A 24,026-nucleotide genomic window follows, 5' to 3' on the forward strand; every position below is an offset into this window, starting at 1 on the left:
GTCGCTATCGAATCGCTATCGGAGTCTGAATCACTGTCCGAATCTGAATCGCTATCGGAGTCTGAATCACTGTCCGAATCTGAATCGCTATCGGATCGCTCTGATCGCTATCGGAGTCTGAATCACTGTCCGAATCTGAATCGCTATCGGAGTCTGAATCACTGTCCGAATCTGAATCGCTATCGGAGTCTGAATCACTGTCCGAATCTGAATCACTGTCCGAATCTGAATCGCTATCGGAGTCTGAATCACTGTCCGAATCTGAATCGCTATCGGAGTCTGAATCACTGTCCGAATCTGAATCGCTATCGGAGTCTGAATCACTGTCGGAGTCTGAATCACTGTCCGAATCTGAATCGCTATCGGAGTCTGAATCACTGTCCGAATCTGAATCGCTATCGGAGTCTGAATCACTGTCCGAATCTGAATCGCTATCGGAGTCTGAATCACTGTCCGAATCTGAATCACTGTCCGAATCGCTATCGGATCTGAATCGCTCTGAATCACTGTCCGAATCTGAATCACTGTCCGAATCTGAATCGCTATCGGAGTCTGAATCACTGTCCGAATCTGAATCGCTATCGGAGTCTGAATCGCTGTCGCTATCCGAATCACTGTCGGAGTCTGAATCACTGTCCGAATCTGAATCACTGTCCGAATCTGAATCGCTATCGGAGTCTGAATCACTGTCCGAATCTGAATCGCTATCGGAGTCTGAATCACTGTCCGAATCTGAATCGCTATCGGAGTCTGAATCACTGTCCGAATCTGAATCGCTATCGGAGTCTGAATCACTGTCCGAATCTGAATCACTGTCCGAATCTGAATCACTGTCCGAATCTGAATCGCTATCGGAGTCTGAATCGCTGTCGCTATCCGAATCACTGTCGGAGTCTGAATCACTGTCCGAATCTGAATCGCTATCGGAGTCTGAATCACTGTCCGAATCTGAATCACTGTCCGAATCTGAATCGCTGTCTGAATCGCTGTCGGAGTCTGAATCACTGTCCGAATCTGAATCACTGTCCGAATCTGAATCGCTATCGGAGTCTGAATCACTGTCCGAATCTGAATCACTGTCCGAATCTGAATCGCTATCGGAGTCTGAATCGCTGTCGCTATCCGAATCACTGTCGGAGTCTGAATCACTGTCCGAATCTGAATCGCTATCGGAGTCTGAATCACTGTCCGAATCTGAATCGCTATCGGAGTCTGAATCACTGTCGGAGTCTGAATCGAATCTGAATCGCTATCGGAGTCTGAATCACTGTCCGAATCTGAATCACTGTCCGAATCTGAATCGCTATCGGAGTCTGAATCACTGTCCGAATCTGAATCGCTATCTGAATCACTGTCCGGAGTCTGAATCGCTGTCGCTATCGAATCACTGAAATCACTGTCGAATCTGAATCGCTATCTGAATCACTGTCCGAATCTGAATCGCTATCGGAGTCTGAATCACTGTCCGAATCTGAATCGCTATCGGAGTCTGAATCACTGTCCGAATCTGAATCGCTATCGGAGTCTGAATCGCTGTCGCTATCCGAATCACTGTCGGAGTCTGAATCACTGTCCGAATCTGAATCGCTATCGGAGTCTGAATCACTGTCCGAATCTGAATCGCTATCGGAGTCTGAATCACTGTCCGAATCTGAATCGCTATCGGAGTCTGAATCACTGTCCGAATCTGAATCGCTATCGGAGTCTGAATCACTGTCCGAATCTGAGTCACTATCGGAGTCTGAATCACTGTCGCTATCTGAGTCGCTGTCCGAATCACTGTCGGAGTCTGAGTCGCTATCGCTATCCGAATCGCTGTCCGAATCTGAATCACTGTCGCTGTCTGAATCCGAATCGCTATCTGAATCCGAGTCGCTGTCATCATCAGCTACATACTTGATTTCAGTATCTTCCCCCGGATCATCAACGTCAGGTGCTTTATAGCCTTTTGATGGATCATCAGGATCTATTTGTTCTAAAGGGTTGCCTTCCTTATCAGTTGGTGTGTATCCAGGAACATGTGGAATTATTGGAAAGTTTGGATCATCCTGATCGAGTATCTTACTTGGATCATTCGGATCGTTTGGATAGATAATTTCTCCGCTACCAGGAAATGCAGGACCTTCACCATCTGTAATGAATTTCCCCATTGGACGATAGACATAGGTTACTTCAGAAGTACCGTCACTATCAACGATCATATCATCATCAGAATTTGCACCCTTTTCTACATACAACCATTGTTCAACAACTTCAATCTTCTCGCTAATGATTGACCCAACTTTTGTTGCTTCCGTTTTATCTGGAGTGATTGTATTACCTTGTTGGTCTACATAATGATAGATAACTTCAGCATCATTTGCTTCTAATGTCCAAATTGTATCTTCATTCTTCTTTGTAGGTTGAATGATACTGCCTGATGTTAATTTTTCACCTTTTTCATTTACATAATGATAGCCTTCAGGTGGTTCAGGTACGACAAGATCTTCAATACTCGTGTAATCATCTTTAATCTTATATTTTGTTTTAGATCCTGTAACATTGTTATCAAATGCTGTGTTATCAATGATCAGACTCCCTACTTCTTGGTAGACAAAGATAACATCCGGTGTTGGTTCAGAGTAAGTACCTGTTTGATTCGATGGTCTTTGTGAAAGAACATAATTCTTATCACGATAGTCTTTTGCGCTTGCAAAATATCTTAGCCCAAATTTACCTGTTAGAGTTGTATCATCCGCGCTATTGTTGATAGGCTCATCGCCAATACCATCGTCATCTTTATCTAACATATACTTAACATCAACTGTTGAGTCATTTGCTTTATACACATACGTAACAGTATTTGGTTCAGAACCTTCTTCTGGAAATTCCATTTCCATTTCACCTGTTTCCGGATCTGCTCCAGAAGGTAACTTTCCTTCGCTCCTATCCAATGTATGCCCTTTTACTACTAAATCTTCCGTGGAAATTTTAGTTTTTTCACTAGGCCATCCTGCTCTAGTAATGGTAGTTTTTACAGGATCACCATTTTCATTGATAAAATTAATTTTTACTTTACTTTGACCTTCTATAGCTATCTGATCAGGTGTTGTCTGCGCACTGCCTTCATTCCTTTGTCCTGTATTTACATTCAACGTTGATTTATTCACTGAGTTTACAATTGAGGGATCTTGAAATTTTATTTCAAAACTGTTTCTCATATCATACCCAACTGTTGAATAGACATGGTTCACCTTTTCCTTTTTATCCTCATCGATTGTAAACCCATAAATTTCGAAGAATTCTACTGGATTATTAGCACCACTTTCTTTATAAAGAAGTGTATCTGTCAGTTTTGGACCTTCATAGATATTCCCAGTGTTTGTAGCAAAAACCAAATTATCTTTGTTATCCTTGAATGATGTATAAGTATAGGGGCCTGCCTTTTCTAATGCTTCTTGAATTTCTGCATCCGTTGCATTTTCGTCTACCGGAACATATGTTAAAGAATATTTCTCATCTACCCCAGAAAAGATGTTCCAACCTGCTAATTCACTTAGATTAGATAAAGGAGGATTAATGGACGTTACTATACCACCATTGCGAGCATTTGATAATACTTCATGATTTTTTCCCGTATAATCCAGAACTATACCGGATGAAATATCTACCCTATCAATCGTTATCCAGTCAGTTGTTGGTAATACTTGTTCTTTATCATTCAACATTCTATACAATATATTTGAATTTCCACTCATAATTACATCAGAAATTGTTGAAGAAGATGTTGCAGAGACCATTGAACTATTTGTTGTAGTTCCTTCTCCTCTCGAGGTGATTGTAGTGGTAGTCGTTAATTCCTTAGATATACCCGCGATTGTATAAACAGCTTTTGCATCTAAGTAATTTCCGTTAACCAAATTAAAGATGGGTCTTCCATCACCTTTCCTTGATGCTATGCTCAAGCTAAGGTTCTTTTGCTCATCAATTTCATCAGTAATTTTCAATTCAAGACCACCATCAATTGATGAAATTACTCCAATGCCATCAACCGGTACATTTTGAATTCTTACAAACGCCCCTATATCACTTCTAACGCCTGTAGCTGTCATGGGAATAAATAGCTTGTCTCCGACATTGATAGTTTTATCCTTATTGTTGATGGTACCCTTTATTTTTATTCCATTGTTTATATAGATGGTATCCATCACATTTGGACTAATATTCCCTTCAGAATCTAAAATATCATAATTCGTTATACTAAATTCTGCATCTTTATTTGCAATCCAAGTCTTAGTTCCGTCCTCATTTTCAATTGCTTGCGGTTGCACCTTTTCATTCGATCGTGTAGAAGTTGTTTCTTTTTCAGCAGAATCCTCTGATTCGGTTGCTTCTTCTACTGTCGATTCTACCGTTAGGGATGCTGAATCCTGTACCTCTTCCAAACTCTGGGAGGATTCTTCTTCACTGGCATCGACCGCCTTTGTCTCTGCCGCATAGGTTAACTGTTGGAGTGCTGGTGTGCCTACGGTTCCCACGATCATGGCTCCTGCTACACTACTTTTCACTACCCAATTCTTTTTAACCTTATGCATTCTATACTTTTTAATCGGTTCTCGCCGATAAACCAATGTTCTTTTCTTACTCATTCAGTTTACGCACTCCTTTTTCGTTTTATTGCTACTCCTTGTCTACTTCTCGATAGAAATAATCATAGTAGTTTACTAACCCGCTCAAGAAATGTTCCTGATCATCTATACGCATACGAAATTTATCGTGTCGCGTATAAAACCCATTGACGATCTTGCTCGGTCGCTTCATAAACATGGCCAATTCTGGATACATTACCCCTTTCGTTAATTCATTTTCGACACGTTTCACTGCGACTTGTTTCAAGGCCCAGAAGTCTTCTTTCGACACATAGTCCGTCAGGGCCTTCTCCTTAATTAGAGAGGTTTGCTGCAAGCGATCGGTCATTTTAATAGCGGCCATAAGCAGTTCTAACATCGTTGGATACGCCGTATCACGATGTTCGATGAACCGCAGATTTTCAAACGCATTTTTCAAGCCGAATTCATAATATTTTTTGTCTTCTATATAAAGTAGTAATTCATTGGTCGCATAGCTTAACCAGTGGTCATGGTATTTTTCATACTTTTTCTCCACAAATCGATCAAACAACTTCTTGGCTAAAGCTAAATGACGATCATTTTTCGTAATGGCATACGCACGCAAGATACTGAACACTGCTTCGCCATCATAATAGATAATATTAAATTTCTTCTTCGTTCCCAGTTCTTCATTTAGAATGTGGGTTGTATCTCCTTCCGGAGAGACAAAATGACGTTCCATTCCTAAGATAAGTTGATTGATCACACCTTCATACTTAGTGTTCCCGGTGACTGTCTGGAATTTTGCAATGGCCAAAATAGCTAACGCTTGTGCGCCCAGTTTCAACGAGATCCCTCGTTTGGTTTCTTCTTTGATATACAAGGCATTATCTTTTAAAAGCGTGAGATTGGCTAAGCCCCATTGAAGTCCTTTTTCAGTTTTCTTTAATTCTTCTTCGAGCCCCAAATACTCTTGTGCTTCAAGTAATGCATAGATACTAGAGAAATGACGGACAGAATTATACCCACTCAATTCATAGTCATACGTGGGATAATACCCATAAATAAATTGACCGTCTTTCTTCAATTGTGCATTTAGAAACTGTTCCCCATGTCGAATGCTTTGATCTACTCGATTAGGTAACGTTCGTGCATCCAGTTCGCGAAGTCCCTCTTGTTGAGGAAAAAGGGATAACTCTAACCATTGGCCTCGTTCCAAATAGAATCCTTGTGTATCGAAGACATAAAATTTCCGTTGAGAAATTTTCTTGGTTAAACTCTCGCCGTATTTTCGTACCATATAATTGGTAATGTTCTTATCATTAAAATCCAAATTGGGTGCGTTGAACCCTACTTTGTGTTCCAAGGAGGGCTTTAACAACGCACTTCCCATTAGCTCTTCCGCCAAAAAGGCATGTTTGAATTTCCGATCAAAGGCAATTCCTTGACGGAAATAATTATTTCTTGGCACAAGAGACAATCGTTTACGAATTTCTTGATACGAATATTCTTGGTCATGAGTAACTACGTCCACTCGAATAAACCAGTCTTCCACCTTTTGGCGCGTTAATTTTTCTTCTAACCAGTTTGCTGCATCCGTAAGCGTCATTGTTCGAATATTCTGAACCTTCGCTCGATCTTTTCTATTTGATATCGAAAGAAACAGATGAATAAATTCTGTCTCGATCGGCACTCTTCGAATTTTTTTTATTAACTGTTCAATGGTTCTTTTTTCCACAAATACGCTCCTCTATTGTGTAGCCCTACTGGGCTTACCACTTCCCTCTTTTTGGTCCCCAAGTATTCGCGACACGTTTGCTATCTTTTGGAATACTATTGGGGTGATCATCTGTATCCACTTCCCAAGGATAGAAGCCATTTTCATCTTTTTTGTAGGTCTGTTGAATCGCTACTTCCTCTTCTTCAGGAGTGATCCGTTTCCGGGCCCTTCTCACACGTAAGTATTGGATCGTAGAACCCAATAACACGAGTAAGATCAAATACCGTCGAATCGAACCTAATGAAGGGATCGCATCGATGATCTGGTTGATATCAAAATCCATCCTTTTCCACCTTCTCTAACGCTCTGATTTAAGATCATTTCTTTTTTGATCGACGTTCTTCTAGTTAAGAAACAACAATAAACGAGTCTAGCCGATTTTCTTGGTATGAAGTTGAATCACCGGTTGTTCATTTTTCTCTACCGAATCTTGTTCGAATCGCAGATTTTCTTCTAAGAAAGCGTCTAAGCTTTCTGCATATTTCTCCATCAATTGCTCTTTGATCGTTGAAAGTTCCTGTTTAAACACCGCAACTTCCTTCTCGGTTTGTTTCTTCCAACGCGTCAATTCATGACATTCGTAATCAAGAGTAAGCAATTCTTGTTTCTTTTGACTGAGTTCTTCAACTAACTGCGCGTGTTCTTTCTCAGTCTCACCCATAGACAGTTGTGCATCTAAAAGGGCATGCAGCCGCTGCTCTTCTGCTTTTTTTAGAATCGTTTCTTTTTCCTCTTGTGCACGTGTCATAATTTTTTGCGACTCTTGTTCTACCCGATTGGCGGCTTCTTGTGCAATCACGCGCATACGCTCGATTTCTTGCTTTTCTAATTCCAGAATCTGAAGCCGATCATTCTCTTCTTGTAAAAGATTCTTTTCTTCTTCCAAAGTCTGAATAGTCGCTTCTTTCTTCTTTAAGGCTGTTTTCTTGTTCTCAACTTGTCTCTTTAGTAAGTCAATCTCACGCTCTTTCAATTCATGAGAATCATAGTCTTCTAACGTATGCCGTAAAAAGTCTTGGACATCTGACTTACGATAACCAAAAAAGAGCGTCTTTCGAAAAGTCAGATCCTTAATTGCTTGTACACTAAAATTCATTTTCTTTCCCCTCCTTCCAACAAAGACTATTGAATAGCGTCCCCATATTCTTTGTATCGACTATTTAGCTTTTCATAGATGGTTAAAAAACCTTCAGTTGTTCGCTCTATCGAAGAGAGAATCTCTTCTTTTGATTGCGCCAACTGACGTTGGTTCTTTTCAAGATCAGAAAACAGCGCTTCTTTGAACTGACGTGCTTGGGCCACTTGACTGGCATAATAGCGATCTGCTTCTTCAATTTTTAATGATGCCTGTTCTTTCGCTTCTTTTTCCAGTGATAACGCAATGGTTTGTGCTACCAATAATTCTTGCTTATTGTTATCAGATGAAGAAGGATTCGCTGGAAGTTCTGAATGAATCAGTTCTTGTCGCAAGGCATGCAGCGCTTCTTGATGGGCCGTGTTCAACGTTCTTCTTTCTTGTTTCAATCGTTCAATACGTTCTTCCAGCTGCTCTTTTTCTTCTTCCAATTCCGAAACGTCGTTTCGCAACTCTTCCAATCGCAGTTCAAAGTCTTTATAGTCTTTGGCAACATGGACTAAGAAATCGTCCACGTCTTTTTTTCTATAGCCTCCTACAGCGCTGGTTGAAAAAGTCATATGATGCAGCTCTGTTCCTTTAAATTTCACTTTTTCACCCCTTGATTCGAATGCATCTTATTGTTTAGCCAAAGAGAAGCGTCTCCGGATTCATCAATTGATTCGCGCTCAAGCTGCCATCTTTACAAACTTCAAAATGCAAATGGCTGCCAGTACTATTTCCAGTGCTTCCTACATATCCGATGATTTGACCTTGTTCTACTTTATCTCCTGGTTGAACCACATATTGTGCTTGATGTGCATATAAGGTCATCATCCCATCGTCATGACTAATCGTGACATGGTTCCCCCAAGAATAGTGGAATTCTGCGGCAGTGACTGTTCCTGCTTTACTTGCATAAATCGGCTCTCCTTGCGCCGCCGCAAAATCTAACCCACGATGGAATTCGCCACCTCTAGGTCCGAAAGGACTAGAAATCGTATAGTTCTTCACAGGAATCACAAAACCAGTAGTGCTAACAGCGACCTCTGATGCTTCTTTGTCGTATTCGGTCAGCTCATAAGTTTCGATTAATCCATTGAGTTTTTGATTGTATTGCGTATCTGTCGCATATTTCCCAGTTAAGAACTTCGTTGCTTCTTCATAAGTCTTCGCATTTGTTTTCCAAGCACCACTATAGAAATCTTGGTTTCCTGAAACGCCCTCTTTTAGTAATTCTGCATAATCATCTAAACTTTCTTCATAGTTACTATATTTTCTAAAGCTATCTTGAATCGTTACCATCGATCCATTGCCTTGATCTTCTTGCGTATTAAATGACACGCTATTTCCTTCATGGCTTCCTTTGATCCCAAATAGATTGTAATTAGGCGCTTTCGACAATTCACTCGAACCCGAACCAGATTCTAGAATGGCTTGGGCAATCATGACAGAGGCATATAACTCATTCTCTTGTCCAATCTTTCGTGCAGGTTCACCAATTTTCCGAATGAAACTTTCGACAGATTCGTCTTTTTCAAAATGAATGGACCCATCACTTGCGACCGCAGAGGCAGGCACTTCACTATTGGTAATTGGCGAGGTGACCGTTGAGACAACTTGCACAGGTTCGACCACGGTTGGTTCCACCGGTACTTCCGGTTGCACTTCTGATGCTGTCTCTGCTTCTTCTGTTGGTTGAGCTTTCTCCGCTTCTTTATTTTCTGGTGATACAGGTTCTTTCGGCTGAGCCGGCTTCACAGGTTTTATTGGTTCCTTGGGTTTTTCAGGTGTTGTCGGCTCGATTGGTTTCGTCGGTTCGACAGGTTTTTCGGGTTCTGTCGGTTCCATCGGCTCTGTTGGTTCTTCCGGTGTTGCTGGCTTTTCAGGTGCAGGCTCCGTAGGAGTCTCTGTTACAGCGTCTCCTGTACCTTCAGTGTCCTCAGGAGTTGGTGCTGTATTGGTTGGGTCAGTTTCCGTTTCAACAGGCGCTGCCGGTGTTGATTCTGTTTCTACAGGATTAGTTGAAGTTACCTGTGATGTTTCCTGTTCCGTTGATTCTGAGGAAATTTCACTGGCTTGTACCATTAAAGGAGACTGACTAAGAAAGACTGACACCGTTCCAACGACTGTCGTCGCCCCTTTCATTCCCTTCTTAAGTAGCACACGCTGCGAATCATCTGTATTCCGATAGATCCTTTGCCCTTTTTTACGATAAAACACTTTATTCTCTTCCAATTCCTATTCACCTTTTCTATATGTATAATTTTATTGACTCTCTCGAGTGAGCTGTTCAAAATCCAACGTTACGCCTGGTTCATCCAGCGCAATTTCACTGACGTCATAAGTCAATCGTTGCAGTGTCTCAAACAGCGGAAGAATCAACTCATTGACCTCTTCCGCTGTCAGATCCTCTATATGTTCGATCGAACGGTTTAAAATGGTATTTACTTGACTGATACTTCCAGTAACCACAAATTCCTCCATCAAAAAAGTAAAATCGAGCCTTGTCCCAATCACACTGGAATCACCGTACGTTGCCGGATATTTCAATTGTAGCGGTGTCAGCCCCACATCCAACGAAGTGGTCATTTTATCCAAAACTTGTTCTGCTCGAGAAGTTGAATAATAACTAAAGGCATCAACCTTCGGTTTAAATCGATTAATTTCCATTTCACACCTCCATTTTCATCTTTTTCTTAAATATCTGACGATTATTAGACAGCCAATAGATTCTTACTTTATAATAGGGACTATTCGATCAGGCTAAATCATGGCAAAATTTTCCTAGAATGATACAATCTAGGAGATGGGGTAATTTATCTAAAGTTAACAGTGTTTTCCTCTCCTTCATGACGGCGAATTGACGGGGTAAAAAAAAGAAAGGACAAAAGTCCTTTCCGAAACACTTGTTATTAAACGAGGTACAAAAAAATACAGGTTATCGGTGTTTCAAAAAAAATAACCCGTTATTTATCTTCTCAGTTAGGTAAATCGTACGCGCTTAAATAAATTGCTCCATTTCTTTTAATGATCGATACTTTTCTTCAAAAACAGTGCCAGTATAAACGTCTAACGTCATTTGAGTTGAGCGGTGTCCCAATAATTCACTAATAGAGGCAATCGTTCCTTTAGACTCCAATAACCTTGTCGCAAAGGTATGACGCAATTGATGGAAATGAATGGTCACAAGTCGGGCTTTCTTCCGAATTTTATGAAAGTAATAGGTGAGCAGTCGAGGCTCTATGGGTTTTTGTCCCACCTGAAAAACGAACCGCTGTGATGTTTTTTCCTTCATTTCTTTTAACAATTGGAACATTTGATCTGTTAAAGGGATTGTTCGATTCGATGACTTCGTTTTTGCTGGACCTAAGGCTAATCGCGCTTGAACCGTCTCTTTGGCTGAAGAATGGTTCAAGCGTTGATACGTTTCACTGACATGAAGAAGTTTCCTCTCAAAATCGATATTTTCCCATTTTAAGGCTGAGACTTCACCAATTCTCAAACCCAGATGTAGCGCAAGTAAGATCGCTTCTCCATGCTTCTCTTTTTTTGCGACCTCTTCTAAACGTCTTTGTTCAGACAAGGAAAGCGGAGAAACCTTTTTTATTTCTTGTTTAGGCAAGTGAATATCCACACAAGGATTTCTAGGAATTCGTTCTTTTTTGAATGCTCGTAAAAACAGTCGCTGCGTTAACTGGTATAGCAAATGAATCATTCGATTCGACAAGTGCAGACGATGCCATTGTTGAACCAAACGCTTAATATGGCGGCGTTTCACTTCAGTGAGTCTTCTTGCCCCTATATATGGAAGAATGTATTTATTTAATTTATACGCATAGGTCGTATAGGTAGAAACCTTCACGGTTTCTTGCCACTTTTCTAGGCAATAATTCGTCCAGTTTTGAACTGTTCCTGGATAGTATTGACTGTCTTTCTGATTTTGTAGTGCACGAAACTCAAATTTTTTAAGTAAGAGTTTCTCTTTCGTTTCTTTATAGGAACGACCATAGACATAGCCATAGTGGATCTGTCCATTCTTTTTTCTTGATTTAATATAACGACCTTCCCATCGGCGGTCTTTTCTTTTATAAATATTTTCGCCTCGTCGACTCATAAAAAAGCTCCTAACATAAAATAAATTATTCGAAATTTGACGGCTGATCTGACGGCTAAAAAAACCACCCGTATTCAGGGGGAGAGCAAAAGTCAACATGATTATAAATGGGTTATTTTTTTACCCAAAAGGATTTTTTTGTCATTCTAGATTTTTTTTTTATTTTTTGTTGAAAAAAAGACTCTCGTAATTTATACTAAAATTATATTCAAAGAATAATTTAGTTATATTTTCCTGAATTGTATCAATCTAAGAAACGATTTCTTTTCCGTAAAGTTATATTATATGTTTTTATCCTTAATTTTTATTCAATATTTTTGTTTTGTAAAAAAAATATTGAGTAAAAATTTAACTCGTCACTATTATTAGCTTTAGTTATCCCACAAAAATAAAAAGGGCGTGCGCTTATAGAGACACAATCTCTTTATGCACACTCCCTTTTTAATAGGTTCCTTTATTCGATTTTGTTCCTCGTTCTCTTTGAGAATCGGTTTTATATAGGTTACCTACAACGCGTTTAATTATGGTATTGTTATCAACAATAAATCTCTTCCATGCCATATAGTACTTGAAAATAATAATTGAAACACAAAAAAAAGCAATTCGTTTGATAGGGAACGAATTGCTTCAGCTTTATAAAGGATTTAGACATTCTTCAAAAAACATGCATGTTACATCGGAAGATTCTGATTTCTTAAGAAATGGAAAAATGTCCTATCTCATTTTCCTACGGAGAAGGAGAGATTTGAACTCTCGCACCGTTTTACCGGCCTACACCCTTAGCAGGGGCGCCTCTTCAGCCACTTGAGTACTTCCCCAAAACGGTCCCGACGGGAATCGAACCCGCGATCTCCTGCGTGACAGGCAGGCATGTTAACCCCTACACCACGAGACCGAAAAAATGCTATAAACGGAAGTATAGAGGATTATTGTGAAATGTGCAACCTGTTAAAAATTAATAGTTAAAAATGCAGACTTAACGAAACAACACCTTGTTTTATGGATTTGTTAAGTTAGGAATAATCAACAAAAACAATACATACTAAAACGAGAGTAAACAACAAATGAGAATATACCTTTTCTCATACTATTTTTCATAGTATTATTCTATTCATTTTTTACAAAAAAAGTCTACAGAAAATTCTCTTAGTTCCTGTTGTTGTCGAAGAATCATTCTGATAGAATGATTTGGTCTAGCGGAAACTAGATAGTGTTCAATGTTTAGAGGAAGTCGTGGTCGACTTCCTCTTTTAATCTTAACTTTAAATCTGAGTAAGGTACTCAATCCTTCTCCAATCCCTATTCATTCAAATCAACTCGATAACCTTTTCCCCAAATAGACCGGATTACCTCTTCACCAAAATTAGACTCTTGAAATTTACTTTTGATATTTTTGATTAATGTAGAGAGTTGCGCCAATCGAGAACTTGAAACTTCTCCCCAAATTTTTAAGCACAGCTCGTCTCGTGAAACAACCTCACCGGATTGTTCTAATAGTATTGTCCACGCCTGCAACTCAAGCTTTGTCATATTGACTAAAGTCAAATCTGAGATTCTACTATTATCTTCTTTCAATTTAATTGGATCAGAATCGAAATCCTGATAATGCGAAGCAATCTCTGCAAACTGATCACGTATAAACTCAACATTCTTGTTACTCTCTAGGTAATAAAACGAGTTAGGCGCTTCAGAATCTATTCCTTTTTTTTCGCTGGAAGAATGTTGAACTTCTCTTACAATACTTCTTCCTTGATTTCCAATTTGTGGAAGAAGTGACTTCAACTCAAGATTGGAGATCGTCGCGTCAACAATGATAATTGGAAAGTACTCGATCAAGTTAGACACTTGCCTTTGATTCTGCAACGCCTTCAAAATGCTCGTTGAACAAAACACCTCATAGTTTGAAAATCTCAATTTCTCAGCCAGTTCTTCTGTCGCAATTATATTCTTGGTTAAGATCAATAATCGAATCATTTTTATCGCCTCATTCTCTAATTAAAAAAATAAACTGAACTTAGTGAATAGATGCCACTCTGACGATCATTCAGAGTAGTAATTCTGCTATACGGCACCCATAACTTTCCTGTATAAAACAGTTAGTTAAGGAAAGAGCCTCCTACTCCTAATGGTTTATTTTTGTTTTCGTGAAGATAAATCCAACTAAACCAAATACTATGAGTCCTACCAACATGATTCCGATAGAACCTTTTTTGTCTTCCCCTGTTCGAGGAAAGACTTTACTACTAGCTACTTGTGGTGTTTTTGGTGAAGTTGCTACCGTTGTATAGTTTTTTGCACTACTATTCGTTTGTCCATTAATAGCACCGTCACTACTTTCAGCGTTTCCATTAGCACCTCCTCTAGTATCTTTTATATATACATAAGTGATCGTTTGTTCTTCTCCCTGATATATTCCCTTCGCATTCTTTGGGACTTCCTTTACTTTCCACCCCTTAATGCTTTTTTCACTAGTTTCGTATGCTTTACCAATTTCTACATTTTTTTGCTCCGTTGGTGCTAGTTCATTTTCCAACTCATCTACATAACGAATTGTAACTGATCCTTTGTTTGTATAAACATAGGTGACAATCTGAGGTTCCATAGTGTAGTTTCCCGTTTCAGTTGGACCAGGTTTTACTAGACGGTAGTTTTCAAATTCTTTCCTCTCAGTCATGTATTTAGAACCAACCGCCCCTCTCGTCACGATTGGTTTGAATAATACCTTACCAGAGTCACTAATATAGTTAACAATCAATAATCCTTCTTGCTTCTTATATATAATCGTAATAATTTGAGCCTCTTTTGTGTATCTAGCTTCACCAGTCAATCCTTGGATCTCTTTCCATTGATAACCAGGAATCGTTTTATTCATCAATGCGATCGGTAACGGGGTTCCTATAGGTTGTTCATCAGTAAAGTCAGATTCTCCTTCTATTGCTTTCCCGGCTTCATCACGGTATCGAATGGTAACTTTTCCATTTATGATCGGTTCAGTGATCTTTTCATAAACGTAGATGACTTCAGTGATTCCCTCCACATATTGTCCTTCAGCATTTCCCTGAACTTCTTTGAGTTCAAAACCTTCAATATTTTTTTGAGTAGTAGTATAATTGCTACCAATCTCACCCATTAACAACTCGACTCCAGCTAATGGCTTTCCAGATTTATCTTGATATTGGGCAAGTACTATCCCTTTTTCAATTCCAATTCCCATTTTTGCATAGGTCAAAGTAACTTCTTGATCCTCTGCTTTGTACTTTCCACTATAATTCCCCTCGATACCTTTTAGAAAATAGCCCTCAAAATGTTTCACTTCAGCCGCATAAAAGTCATCAATATCCCCTGTCAATTCGATGTCTGAGGACAATGGATTCTGTTCTTCATCTTGATAATGAACGAGTACTTTCCCTTGCTCCGCAGGATTTTTAGTGTATACATAAATCACTTGGGTAACTCCTAACACATATTGACCAGATGGATTTCCTTGTATTTCTTTCAAGGTATAGTCTTGGATGTCCTTTTGAGTAGTGGTGTAATCACTTCCAATTTCACCCACTGACATTTCGTCACTGGCCAACGGTTTTCCAGAATCATCCTGATATTGGACGAGTAATGTTCCTTTTTCTTTAGGAAGTTTCGTATAAATCAAAGTGATTTCTTTCGCTTGATCACTAAAAGTTCCTGTGATGGAGTCGCCTTCTTTTACACCAGAGAAAGCATAATCATCAATTTGCTTAATCTGCGCATGGTAAGACTCTCCTAAAGTACCTGTTAGTGTTTCATCTGGACTGATTTGTACCAGCTGATTGTTTTCATCATACGTCATGTAATGAACAATCACTGGTTCCGATTTTTTCCAGACAGCATATAATGTCTCGTTGCCTTTTGGTATCGTAATTGTTTGACCCGCAGTAAAATTGGTATCCGGGTCTTTCGCGTCTTTGTCTTTTGACCAGCCAGCAAATTGATAGCCGTCACGCGTTGCTTTCAAATCCGTACCGGCTGGAATCGTTTGATCCAAATCTTTGTACCCGACTTGATAATACGTTTCCGGCTGCGTGCCTTCATAATAGATCGTACCTTCATATTTTTCCAGTGTTGTACCTAAATCAAAAATACCGCCGTTGCTGTCATATTTGATCCAATCAATTTCCACTGAACCAATATCCGCTTTAGTGGTTCGCGGCAAGCCTCGTTGGTCTTCGTTCACATCGCGTAAATTCTCAATTTGATCATCTGCCAATTTCTCTGGCGCGATCGGGACCGTTGGTAATATGATCGCATCACTTGACGTTCCTGCTGTGATCTTGTTGTAATTATCGACTAAACCAACAGGGGCAGTACCGAAAACATTTTCCATGGTCACAGAAGTTACTGTACCGTTATCATAGCCTAGATTGGATTCAATATTTCCGGCTCCAGTCACATTAGAATCGGCAATATTATTCTTGCTGGCAGTCCGAGCCTTGTTTCCAGCAAATAGATTATTGGCATAACGACCTGCTGAATAATTCGTAATATAGCCTGAACTACCGATTGCACCGCCATCATATGCTGCGATATTCTCAACAAAGCTGTTGTTAATATAATCAACCACCGCTCTTCTGCCCTCACTCATGCCGCCATTCGCATAAATTTGGATCGCTCCGCCATTATTTGATGAACGATCTTGCCCCAAGGCTTTATTTTGAGAAAACGTATTGTTTACAAATGTCGCCGCACTTGAATTATTATCATTCGTTTGGATCAAGATAGCTCCACCATCATCTCCAGCTACATTACCTACGAATGAATTTCCATCAAATTGAATATCTGTTCCAGTCACAGTGTTAAAGAAAGCGATTGCGCCGCCATCTGCAAGTTTTGCCTTTCCTCCACTAGAAGTGTCCTCAACAGATTTATTTCCTTCAAAATAATTGTTCTTAAACGTAAACTTTGCGGAAGCACTTGGTTGGAAGAAATAAATCGCGCCACCTTCACCACCGACATTTCCCGTACCTGCTTTAAGAGTCTCATTGGCGATAAATTTTGAATTATAAACTTTAAAACTGGCTGAATAACCTTTACTGGCAATTGCGCCACCTGAATAGCCCGATGCATCGTTTACGTTGTTAGAAAATGTACAGCTTTTTATCGTTGTATTTCCACTGGTATAAAAAGCGCTTCCATCATCGTACCCACGAAAACTATCGACGACCGTATTTTCTAAAATAAATTCTCCCTTATAGCCAGAGATCGATAATGCGCGTGTATTATTTCCTAACCCAGCAAAGTTAAAATTTTTAAGTGTCAAGCTAGAAGCTGCTGTACCTGTACCACTGCCATAAGAAAACAACTGTTTTTTTGCAGTCGACTGAAGTGTTTTACCCCCACCATTGACTTCTACTTGATAAGGCGATTCCGCTAAAGTAATTGTGGTACTAATATCTGTTGGAAAGCTATCACTTAATGTAACCCTACGATCTTCAGGTGCATTCTTCACTGCATCTTGGAGTTCAACAATCGTATCAACCGCTATCTCATCAGCAAAAGCTCTTTGTTCAGTAACGCAAAAAAAGAACACACAAAAAACTACACCATAAATAAATTTCAGTTTTTTCTTATCCATTATTTAATCCTCCCCTAATTATATTTCATCTACTACCTATACAACATCAAAAGAACACTTATCCTTACTTGGAGCTATAACCAAATCTAGTTTATAATTATTATAGTTTATAAATAATTATTATTCAATGTTTTTAAAATAAAAATAACTACAAAATAAAAACTAATCGCTATAATAACAATCATAAATGATTCTTAAAATATCAGTACTTTATTTTGGAGTCCGGAAATAACTCATAAATAATGGTTATTTCCTACTATTAATAAATAAAAAAATTGTGGATATCGTGGGGAAAATCATTAATTATCTGAATTTAGGAATTAATTATCATAATATAGAATTATTGAGAATAAACTAAAAATTTATGGAAAATTTGAAAGAAATAAGAGTAGTTAGCTCTACTGAAAAATGGTGAATTCTCGAATGCATTCTGCATACAAATGAACATTTAGATACGTGCCTGTCTCATTTTTTGCAGTTGTTCGACCTCTTTAACCATCTCACAACTGTCACATCGTATCCAACTATAAAGGAGTTGCTTTTGTTTAGAAATAATTCATTAAGAAAATTTTAGATGACGGCAAAAAGAAGCGTTAAATCAATAAATTTAACCGCTCTTCTTATCCATGGTTAAATATAACCATATAATTTTTTCTATAATTGCTGTTCGCGAAGAATCATTCGGGTAGAACTATTTGGTTTAGCGGAACTATACTGGTCAATGTTTGGAGAAAGTCGTTGGTCGACCTTCTCCTTTACCCTACTCTAAGTTTTACTAGTTGGCCTCCTCAGACTCCACTCGTATATAATCCAAAGTCATTCACTATTTACACGGCTTCGCTTAGTCTATGTCCACTCTACTATATATAATATACTCTAGTATTTTGTGAACATTATTTTTTCGGCGTTTGCTTATCTCTTTTTGATAAAATATAGCCCCGAAATTGCCACAGTAACTACAAAGCCAGATAAAATCCATTTGATGTTACTTTTATCTCCGGTATTTGGGTAACGAGACTTATTGATCGCAAATTTACTGTTTCCCGTTAAATCGCTCTTACTATAATTGTCTTCATAAGTTTTTTGAATGGAACGGTCTAAGTGAATGGCCTTTCCATCATTTTTATAAGTGTTCACTAGGTCATAACCTTTTACTTCACTGGTATAGTTCCGAACGGGAAGTTCTAAAATTGAATAGTTAATCCTTTTTCCATTTGAGAATTTAGCTAGCTTTTCGAAGCTGTAAGTCCAGCCATCTTTTTGAGTCACTTTCTTTGAAGCGATGACCTTTTTATTCCTTATAAGTTGAACCGTAATCTGTTTAGGTCGTTTGCTTAATCGGTTATTTTGATCTTTCCATGTTTTCTTTCCAACCACATCAATTAGCTCCGGTATATGTGTATTGGTAAGGACGAAATTTCCTTTGTGGGATTCAACACTCGATGCTCTGTACCCAGAAATACTCTCTCTTTCTTTTACCGTATAGAGGATTTCTTCCCCATTTTTTCTTTTTGATAGCTCGTCCCATGTTATTTTCCATTCATTTTCTGCACTCAACGATGCTTCAGAAATTTTCTGCCGATTGGCATACAGTTCTACGAAAACTTTTTTAGGTCTAATGCCATCTTGATTATTTTCATCCTCCCAGATCTTTTGGACAGATACGCTCGTTTTTTCTGGAGTATAGATGTTAATCAAGTTATTCCCTTCAGTTTTTGAAGAATAATCACGTACAGGTTTTTCTGTAATACTGTAACTAATCTCTTGCCCATTTTCTTCTTTTGGTAAACCTTTGAATTGATACCTCCAACCAGTCTCAGCGGTAACAAGGCGACTCTCTTTTAGGAGACCATTTGCTAACAGATTTACCGTGATATTGCTAGGCCGGTTCCCATCCTTATTTTCTTGGTCGTCCCAGATCTTCTGACCGGATACGCTAATGGACTCTGGCAATGTGTAATGATTAGTAATTATTGTCCCAGCTACTTCACTCATATACCCCTCGGGGACGTCAATCTCCTTGACTGTATAAGTGTAAGTCGTGCCAGACGAATCATACTTAGGAACTGAAGTAAACACATAGCCCCACTCATTACTACTATTTTCAGAAACAACTTGTTCCCGATAATTGATACCATTTCTTAACAATGAAACTGTAATTTGTTTCGGTCTTCGTTGCTCACGATTGTTCTGATCCTCCCAAATTTTTTTACCCTTGATATCAATAATCTCATCTCCCTCTCCACCTCCACCTTGACCACGATAAGTTGCCGTAGATAACGCACTATCAATACGCTCACTCCCATCAAATGAGGTAGCTGTGTTAGGATAATGATTATTGTTCGAATTGTATAAAAGCTTTGTTTGATAATGAAGAACGACGGAGGTGATAACAGAATCATTTTTTTCATCTTCACTAGTTAATTGTCCAAATGACAATGAAAAATTTTGACTACCATCATTATTCTGGCTTATGGAAGGATCCGTTTTCTCTGATTTTATTATCGCTTTTTTCCAATTTCTATAATTGATCGTCATTGATCCGGTGAGATAATCTTGATGATTTTCCATGACATCCTGGAAAACAGAATTTGTCACAGCATATCCCCCATTATTTACTGTTACAGTCCAGTTGACAATAGTTGGATCTGCATCATCATAAGTCAAACTTTTTGAGATAGCACTTGTTCCAGATCCCCCACCTGAACTACTCTTTGAAAAATTCACGTGTATGGAGTGGTTTGGGTTATTCTGAATTGGAAATATCAAATCATTTCCAGTGTCATAGTTTAATTCATCTTTATCAAAGTTCGACCAAAAATCAAAATTTATTTTCAGATTATCCAAGGAGTGCACAGATGAACTGAATTGAATAGAAATTATTCCATTTTTTATTGTAACATCACCAAGATGTATGCCTGACACTGTATTTAGACTTATTGGAATTGAGGTCTCATAGTTCAATTCCTTGGGAAGAGTCATTGTATAAGGCTGTGACGTATCTATATTACTTCCACTTCCCAGTTCCAATTCATAAATAACTTTGATTGAAGAAGAGTCACTAACCTTATTTGTACCCAATGGTCCTTCTGAATCCTCCAAAAAAACATTACTGACGAACTGTGCAGCATCAAGAGAATTTACGCCTACTTGCGCATCAATTCTCTTAGTATCTATTCCAGCAAAGAAACTACCCAGTATAATAAGAATACCGAGAAAAGCAACGATTTCTCTTTTCATTTTACACTCCTCCATCATTCATTCTGCTAATTTAATTATAGAGTTAGTGAGTCCTTATATAAAAAGATATGCTTAACTTTATTAGGTTTACTTATTGATCGAGTAAAATGAATTCATTCAAAACCATATAACTGTTTCTAAAACTCCATTTCATCCACTTACTATATATTTTGTCATTGATTAAAAGAATTTTTCTAAAAAAATTCTTGTTAGAACCTTCCGGTAGTCTCGATAATTAGTCCATTAACTTACCATTCTTTTATCCAATAATCAGTTAACAATTCTTTATTACCATACCTTTTATCTGAGATATACTAGTAATACTAGTTGACCAAATTGTTTCTTCCATCTTGACAACGAATCATTTAGTAACTTGTAAACATGTGTCATTTTTTTCAAATAAATCACCTATTCATCAAAAAATAAAATGTACCTAGTCAGTAGTATTTTTGTCAAATCGATGATAAAATAGTTTAGAAAATGAAAAGCAACAGATGGTTTTCATTAGTAGACTTCCCCAAGCTACTAACTCATCTGCTGCTTCACTCTATGAGAATATTAAGAAAAGTGAGTACATTACTGTGCTCACTTTTTAGTATACTAAACTTTTATAATCTTTTAAAATCAAATGCTTTCATTTGAAAGTTCTGCTCATTTCACACAAAAAGACTATCTGGACTCTCAAAAACCAGATAGTACAAAAAATGATAAGCTTTAGTAGTTTTTGGAGGTTCTACTAAATTATCTTTTATTATAAACGATTGTTTTCACATGTCAATATAACTAAAAAAGTTTTTTGAAACACCGGATATTTCTAATCTTAATGGGAATATAAGCGAGATATCTACTCAGACCCACTATCTCGTACTAAATAAATAGTTGATCTCTCAGTAACATTTATCCTATTTCATGGAAAAACCGTACGTAGAAGAGGCTATATATGTTTTTTTTCGTTTATTCATGTTGCGTTCTCTTTTGAATTACACCAATTAGAAAATACCTATTAATAGAACTACGAACGCAGATATCTTTTGAGAGTTACGCTTATTTTCTCCCGTTTTCGGATATGTTTTCCCAGCATATGCGAACCTAGACTCATAATTATTTTCTTATCGTTTGAATACTTCACATTAAGACAGTTGGTACTCCCATTGTTTTTTACCGTGAGGGCTGATGGATATTCGGTTTCGTAATCACCAACTCTATGTGTCACAAAGGAGGCCGTTAGAGAAATGACAAACTGTTATTGACGTGATCCTTTAAATGCGGCTAGCAAAAACGCTTTATTTAGCTAGGCTTATTTTGGTGCACCTTCTTTCTAGTCTTTGTGGTGAAATTAGGAGATTCTTTCTCTTGATTTATTACCACTAGACTTTGACCAAATCAATCATCTTCTTTGCTTTTCTCGCTCCAGCTCCAAACGTATTTTTTTCGATCGTACTCTGTTTTGAACTGTTTCCGAGTATACCCTCTGAGTAACCTATTCTATCAAATTGAATTAATTCTTCAATTGCTAGTATTATGTGTTCTTTGTTCAAAATGTTGCAATAAATTAATTAAGCCATGATAATGATTCTTTTAGAATATAACAAAACAGTTTCAGTAGTATCCTTGAATAATGTATTCTTAAAGCTAATTTCTCCTCTTTGCCATCCAAATGAAAAGAATTATTAGCGACCCTAGTATAGTTAGAACCCTAGTCTGCTGGTTGGAAGATTCTCCTGTTTGAGGATATTCTACTATTCTTGTTCTCGATAAATCGTTAGTCCGTGTAAATGCAGCAGAAGCTTCAGTTCGTGATAAGTTCTTATTTTTTTCATTAATAGGACGTTTTCTTTTTCCATCATCTGTAGTTTTACCTCTCGTATCCACTGGTTCACCAGGCATATTCGTTGCTGGATCTGCTGGCTCCTCCGGCGTATTCGTTGCTGGATCTGCTGGCTCCTCTGGCGTATTCGTTGCTGGATCTGCTGGTTCCTCCGGCATATTCGTTGCTGGATCTGCTGGCTCCTCCGGCGTATTCGTTGCTGGATCTGCTGGTTCCTCCGGCATATTCGTTGCTGGATCTGCTGGTTCCTCCGGCATATTCGTTGCTGGATCTGCTGGCTCCTCCGGCGTATTCGTTGCTGGATCTGCTGGTTCCTCCGGCATATTCGTTGCTGGATCTGCTGGCTCCTCCGGCGTATTCGTTGCTGGATCTGCTGGCTCCTCCGGCGTATTCGTTGCTGGATCTGCTGGTTCCTCCGGCATATTCGTTGCTGGGTTCACTGGTTTCTCTGGTGTTTCCAAATGTGGATTAGCTGGCTCTTCTGGTGTATTGGTTCTTGGGGGAAGATTCTCATTATCATTTTCTGGAACGTCAATTAGTCTAATGCTCTGTGAATAAGAAGATGCCCCACCTGTCACAGAAAACACAATATTCACATCTGAGAATTCGTCATTCTCTGAAATAAGAATCCTCCCAGTTGTATCCTTGTTATTCAATATCTGTATATTGACACCTCTAGCATCACTTGACTGAACGCCAAGCAAAGTGAAATCACCTTCTCCATAGTAGGAGATTTCGTAATTGAGATCTACTGTCTCACCTTTTGTCACTTCCATTACTCCAGAATTTAAGGAATCTCCTTTGAAATTTTTAATATCTAAATTCGAAGGATAAATTGAACTAGATGAAGCATTTGCTAATTCTGTATTCACCGAACCACTTGAACGTGTTGCCCCAAATGCTACATACCAATTCGATGGACTAAGGCACAGCATAATGGTAACAACTAGCTCCAGCCCTATTGAATTTACTCTATTAATTTTCTTCATAAAAAGATCCTCCTGTATAGCTTTTCTAGAAAACAATAGGCTTGACAAAAAAATTATAAAAGTCATCCGTCTATTACAATTTATATTATGACTTTTATCAAGAGAAAATAGCAATAAAGTAATTACTTTCTTAGGAGAATTAAATATATAACTGAACGCTCTTTAATATTGTAGTAGTAGACAAGGAAAAAACAAAAATCTAAATCTACTTTATAGAGAGTTTTTTGTATATCTAAGAGTAGACTTTATTCTCCAGAAGAAAAATATCAAATCATTTCAGAAGTGATGGATGGTCGTCATAGCGTGAACAGTATCACGAAGAAGCATGCCCTTTCATGGGCGACGATAAAAGATTGGATTCGCAAATCTAATGAAGGTCGTTTAGAAGGACTAAAAGAATCTACAACGTGGAATCGATATGATAGTAAGCTGGGGCAGAAAGAGGTTCCAGCCGTCATCAATGACGAGATGTCTCTCCGTCAGGAAACGACTTTTTTTCAGATCTCTGCGCATTCCGTTTTAAGAAAATGGATTTCAAGCTATACTAATGGGGAACAGCTAAAATCTACCAGTAAAGGCAGTGTACCCAAAACCATAAAAAAAGGATGTAAAACCACCTATCAAGAGCGCATCGAGATCGCTCAATATACAATCGCTAATGACTGAATTACGCACAGACGATTGAGAAATATGATATTTCATACAAACAAGTGGATTCTTAGGTAAAAAATACAAGCAACACGGAGAAGAAGCGCTTAAAG

The 24,026-nt window shown here is 38.4% G+C and carries 15 protein-coding genes and 2 tRNA genes; 1 reads left to right on the top strand and 16 read right to left on the bottom strand.

Going from position 1 to position 24,026, the window contains the following annotated elements; all coding sequences use genetic code 11:
- Positions 1 to 87: 87 nt before the first annotated feature.
- The 16 genes from IGI67_RS06330 to IGI67_RS06405 all read right to left on the bottom strand — a co-directional run bounded on the left by IGI67_RS06330 (position 88) and on the right by IGI67_RS06405 (position 23,265).
- Entirely contained in the window at positions 88 to 1,221 is a 1,134-nt protein-coding gene (locus IGI67_RS06330; RefSeq protein ID WP_429957150.1) for a hypothetical protein, read from the bottom strand.
- Positions 1,218 to 1,352 (bottom strand): hypothetical protein, encoded by a 135-nt coding sequence (locus tag IGI67_RS06335; RefSeq protein ID WP_429957151.1) that lies wholly within the window; start codon positions 1,350 to 1,352, stop codon positions 1,218 to 1,220. Before IGI67_RS06335 ends, IGI67_RS06330 begins: the two co-directional genes overlap by 4 nt.
- A gap of 24 nt (positions 1,353 to 1,376) precedes the next feature.
- Positions 1,377 to 4,628: a KxYKxGKxW signal peptide domain-containing protein gene (locus tag IGI67_RS06340; protein WP_429957152.1), complete on the bottom strand. Its 3,252-nt coding sequence runs from the start codon at positions 4,626 to 4,628 to the stop codon at positions 1,377 to 1,379.
- Positions 4,629 to 4,659: 31 nt separating this feature from the next.
- Positions 4,660 to 6,327, bottom strand: a complete 1,668-nt coding sequence (locus IGI67_RS06345; RefSeq protein WP_429957153.1) for a hypothetical protein — start codon at positions 6,325 to 6,327, stop codon at positions 4,660 to 4,662.
- Positions 6,328 to 6,361: 34 nt separating this feature from the next.
- Positions 6,362 to 6,652: a hypothetical protein gene (locus tag IGI67_RS06350; RefSeq protein ID WP_429957154.1), complete on the bottom strand. Its 291-nt coding sequence runs from the start codon at positions 6,650 to 6,652 to the stop codon at positions 6,362 to 6,364.
- Between the two features lie 87 nt (positions 6,653 to 6,739).
- The gene (locus IGI67_RS06355) at positions 6,740 to 7,465 is read right to left on the bottom strand and encodes a hypothetical protein (protein ID WP_429957155.1); all 726 of its coding nucleotides are present in this window, start codon (positions 7,463 to 7,465) and stop codon (positions 6,740 to 6,742) included.
- A 26-nt stretch (positions 7,466 to 7,491) separates the two neighbouring features.
- A complete protein-coding gene (locus IGI67_RS06360; RefSeq protein WP_429957156.1) occupies positions 7,492 to 8,094 on the bottom strand; it encodes a DivIVA domain-containing protein in 603 nt (200 codons plus the stop codon).
- 34 nt (positions 8,095 to 8,128) lie between these two features.
- Positions 8,129 to 9,631, bottom strand: coding sequence for a glucosaminidase domain-containing protein (locus IGI67_RS06365; RefSeq protein ID WP_429958614.1), 1,503 nt, complete (start codon positions 9,629 to 9,631; stop codon positions 8,129 to 8,131).
- A 120-nt stretch (positions 9,632 to 9,751) separates the two neighbouring features.
- Positions 9,752 to 10,156 carry a DUF1149 family protein gene (locus IGI67_RS06370; RefSeq protein ID WP_429957157.1) on the bottom strand — a complete coding sequence of 135 codons (405 nt, stop codon included), beginning with the start codon at positions 10,154 to 10,156 and terminating at the stop codon, positions 9,752 to 9,754.
- Between the two features lie 331 nt (positions 10,157 to 10,487).
- Positions 10,488 to 11,600, bottom strand: coding sequence for a site-specific integrase (locus IGI67_RS06375; protein ID WP_429957158.1), 1,113 nt, complete (start codon positions 11,598 to 11,600; stop codon positions 10,488 to 10,490).
- 730 nt (positions 11,601 to 12,330) lie between these two features.
- Positions 12,331 to 12,418: transfer RNA gene (locus IGI67_RS06380), tRNA-Ser, on the bottom strand.
- A 4-nt stretch (positions 12,419 to 12,422) separates the two neighbouring features.
- Positions 12,423 to 12,495: transfer RNA gene (locus IGI67_RS06385), tRNA-Asp, on the bottom strand.
- 404 nt (positions 12,496 to 12,899) lie between these two features.
- The gene (locus IGI67_RS06390) at positions 12,900 to 13,574 is read right to left on the bottom strand and encodes a helix-turn-helix domain-containing protein (RefSeq protein WP_429957159.1); all 675 of its coding nucleotides are present in this window, start codon (positions 13,572 to 13,574) and stop codon (positions 12,900 to 12,902) included.
- A gap of 148 nt (positions 13,575 to 13,722) precedes the next feature.
- Positions 13,723 to 17,208: a MucBP domain-containing protein gene (locus IGI67_RS06395; RefSeq protein ID WP_429957160.1), complete on the bottom strand. Its 3,486-nt coding sequence runs from the start codon at positions 17,206 to 17,208 to the stop codon at positions 13,723 to 13,725.
- 912 nt (positions 17,209 to 18,120) lie between these two features.
- On the bottom strand, positions 18,121 to 20,448 hold the full coding sequence (locus IGI67_RS06400) for a Cna B-type domain-containing protein (RefSeq protein WP_429957161.1): 2,328 nt from the start codon (positions 20,446 to 20,448) through the stop codon (positions 18,121 to 18,123).
- A 1,632-nt stretch (positions 20,449 to 22,080) separates the two neighbouring features.
- Positions 22,081 to 23,265: a hypothetical protein gene (locus IGI67_RS06405; protein ID WP_429957162.1), complete on the bottom strand. Its 1,185-nt coding sequence runs from the start codon at positions 23,263 to 23,265 to the stop codon at positions 22,081 to 22,083.
- 270 nt (positions 23,266 to 23,535) lie between these two features.
- Between IGI67_RS06405 and IGI67_RS06410 the strand changes: the two genes are divergently transcribed.
- Positions 23,536 to 23,931 carry a helix-turn-helix domain-containing protein gene (locus IGI67_RS06410; protein ID WP_429958615.1) on the top strand — a complete coding sequence of 132 codons (396 nt, stop codon included), beginning with the start codon at positions 23,536 to 23,538 and terminating at the stop codon, positions 23,929 to 23,931.
- Positions 23,932 to 24,026 lie beyond the last annotated feature (95 nt).

The organism is Enterococcus sp. AZ196 (assembly GCF_050498845.1).
GTDB classification, from domain to species: Bacteria; Bacillota; Bacilli; order Lactobacillales; family Enterococcaceae; genus Enterococcus_A; species Enterococcus_A murrayae.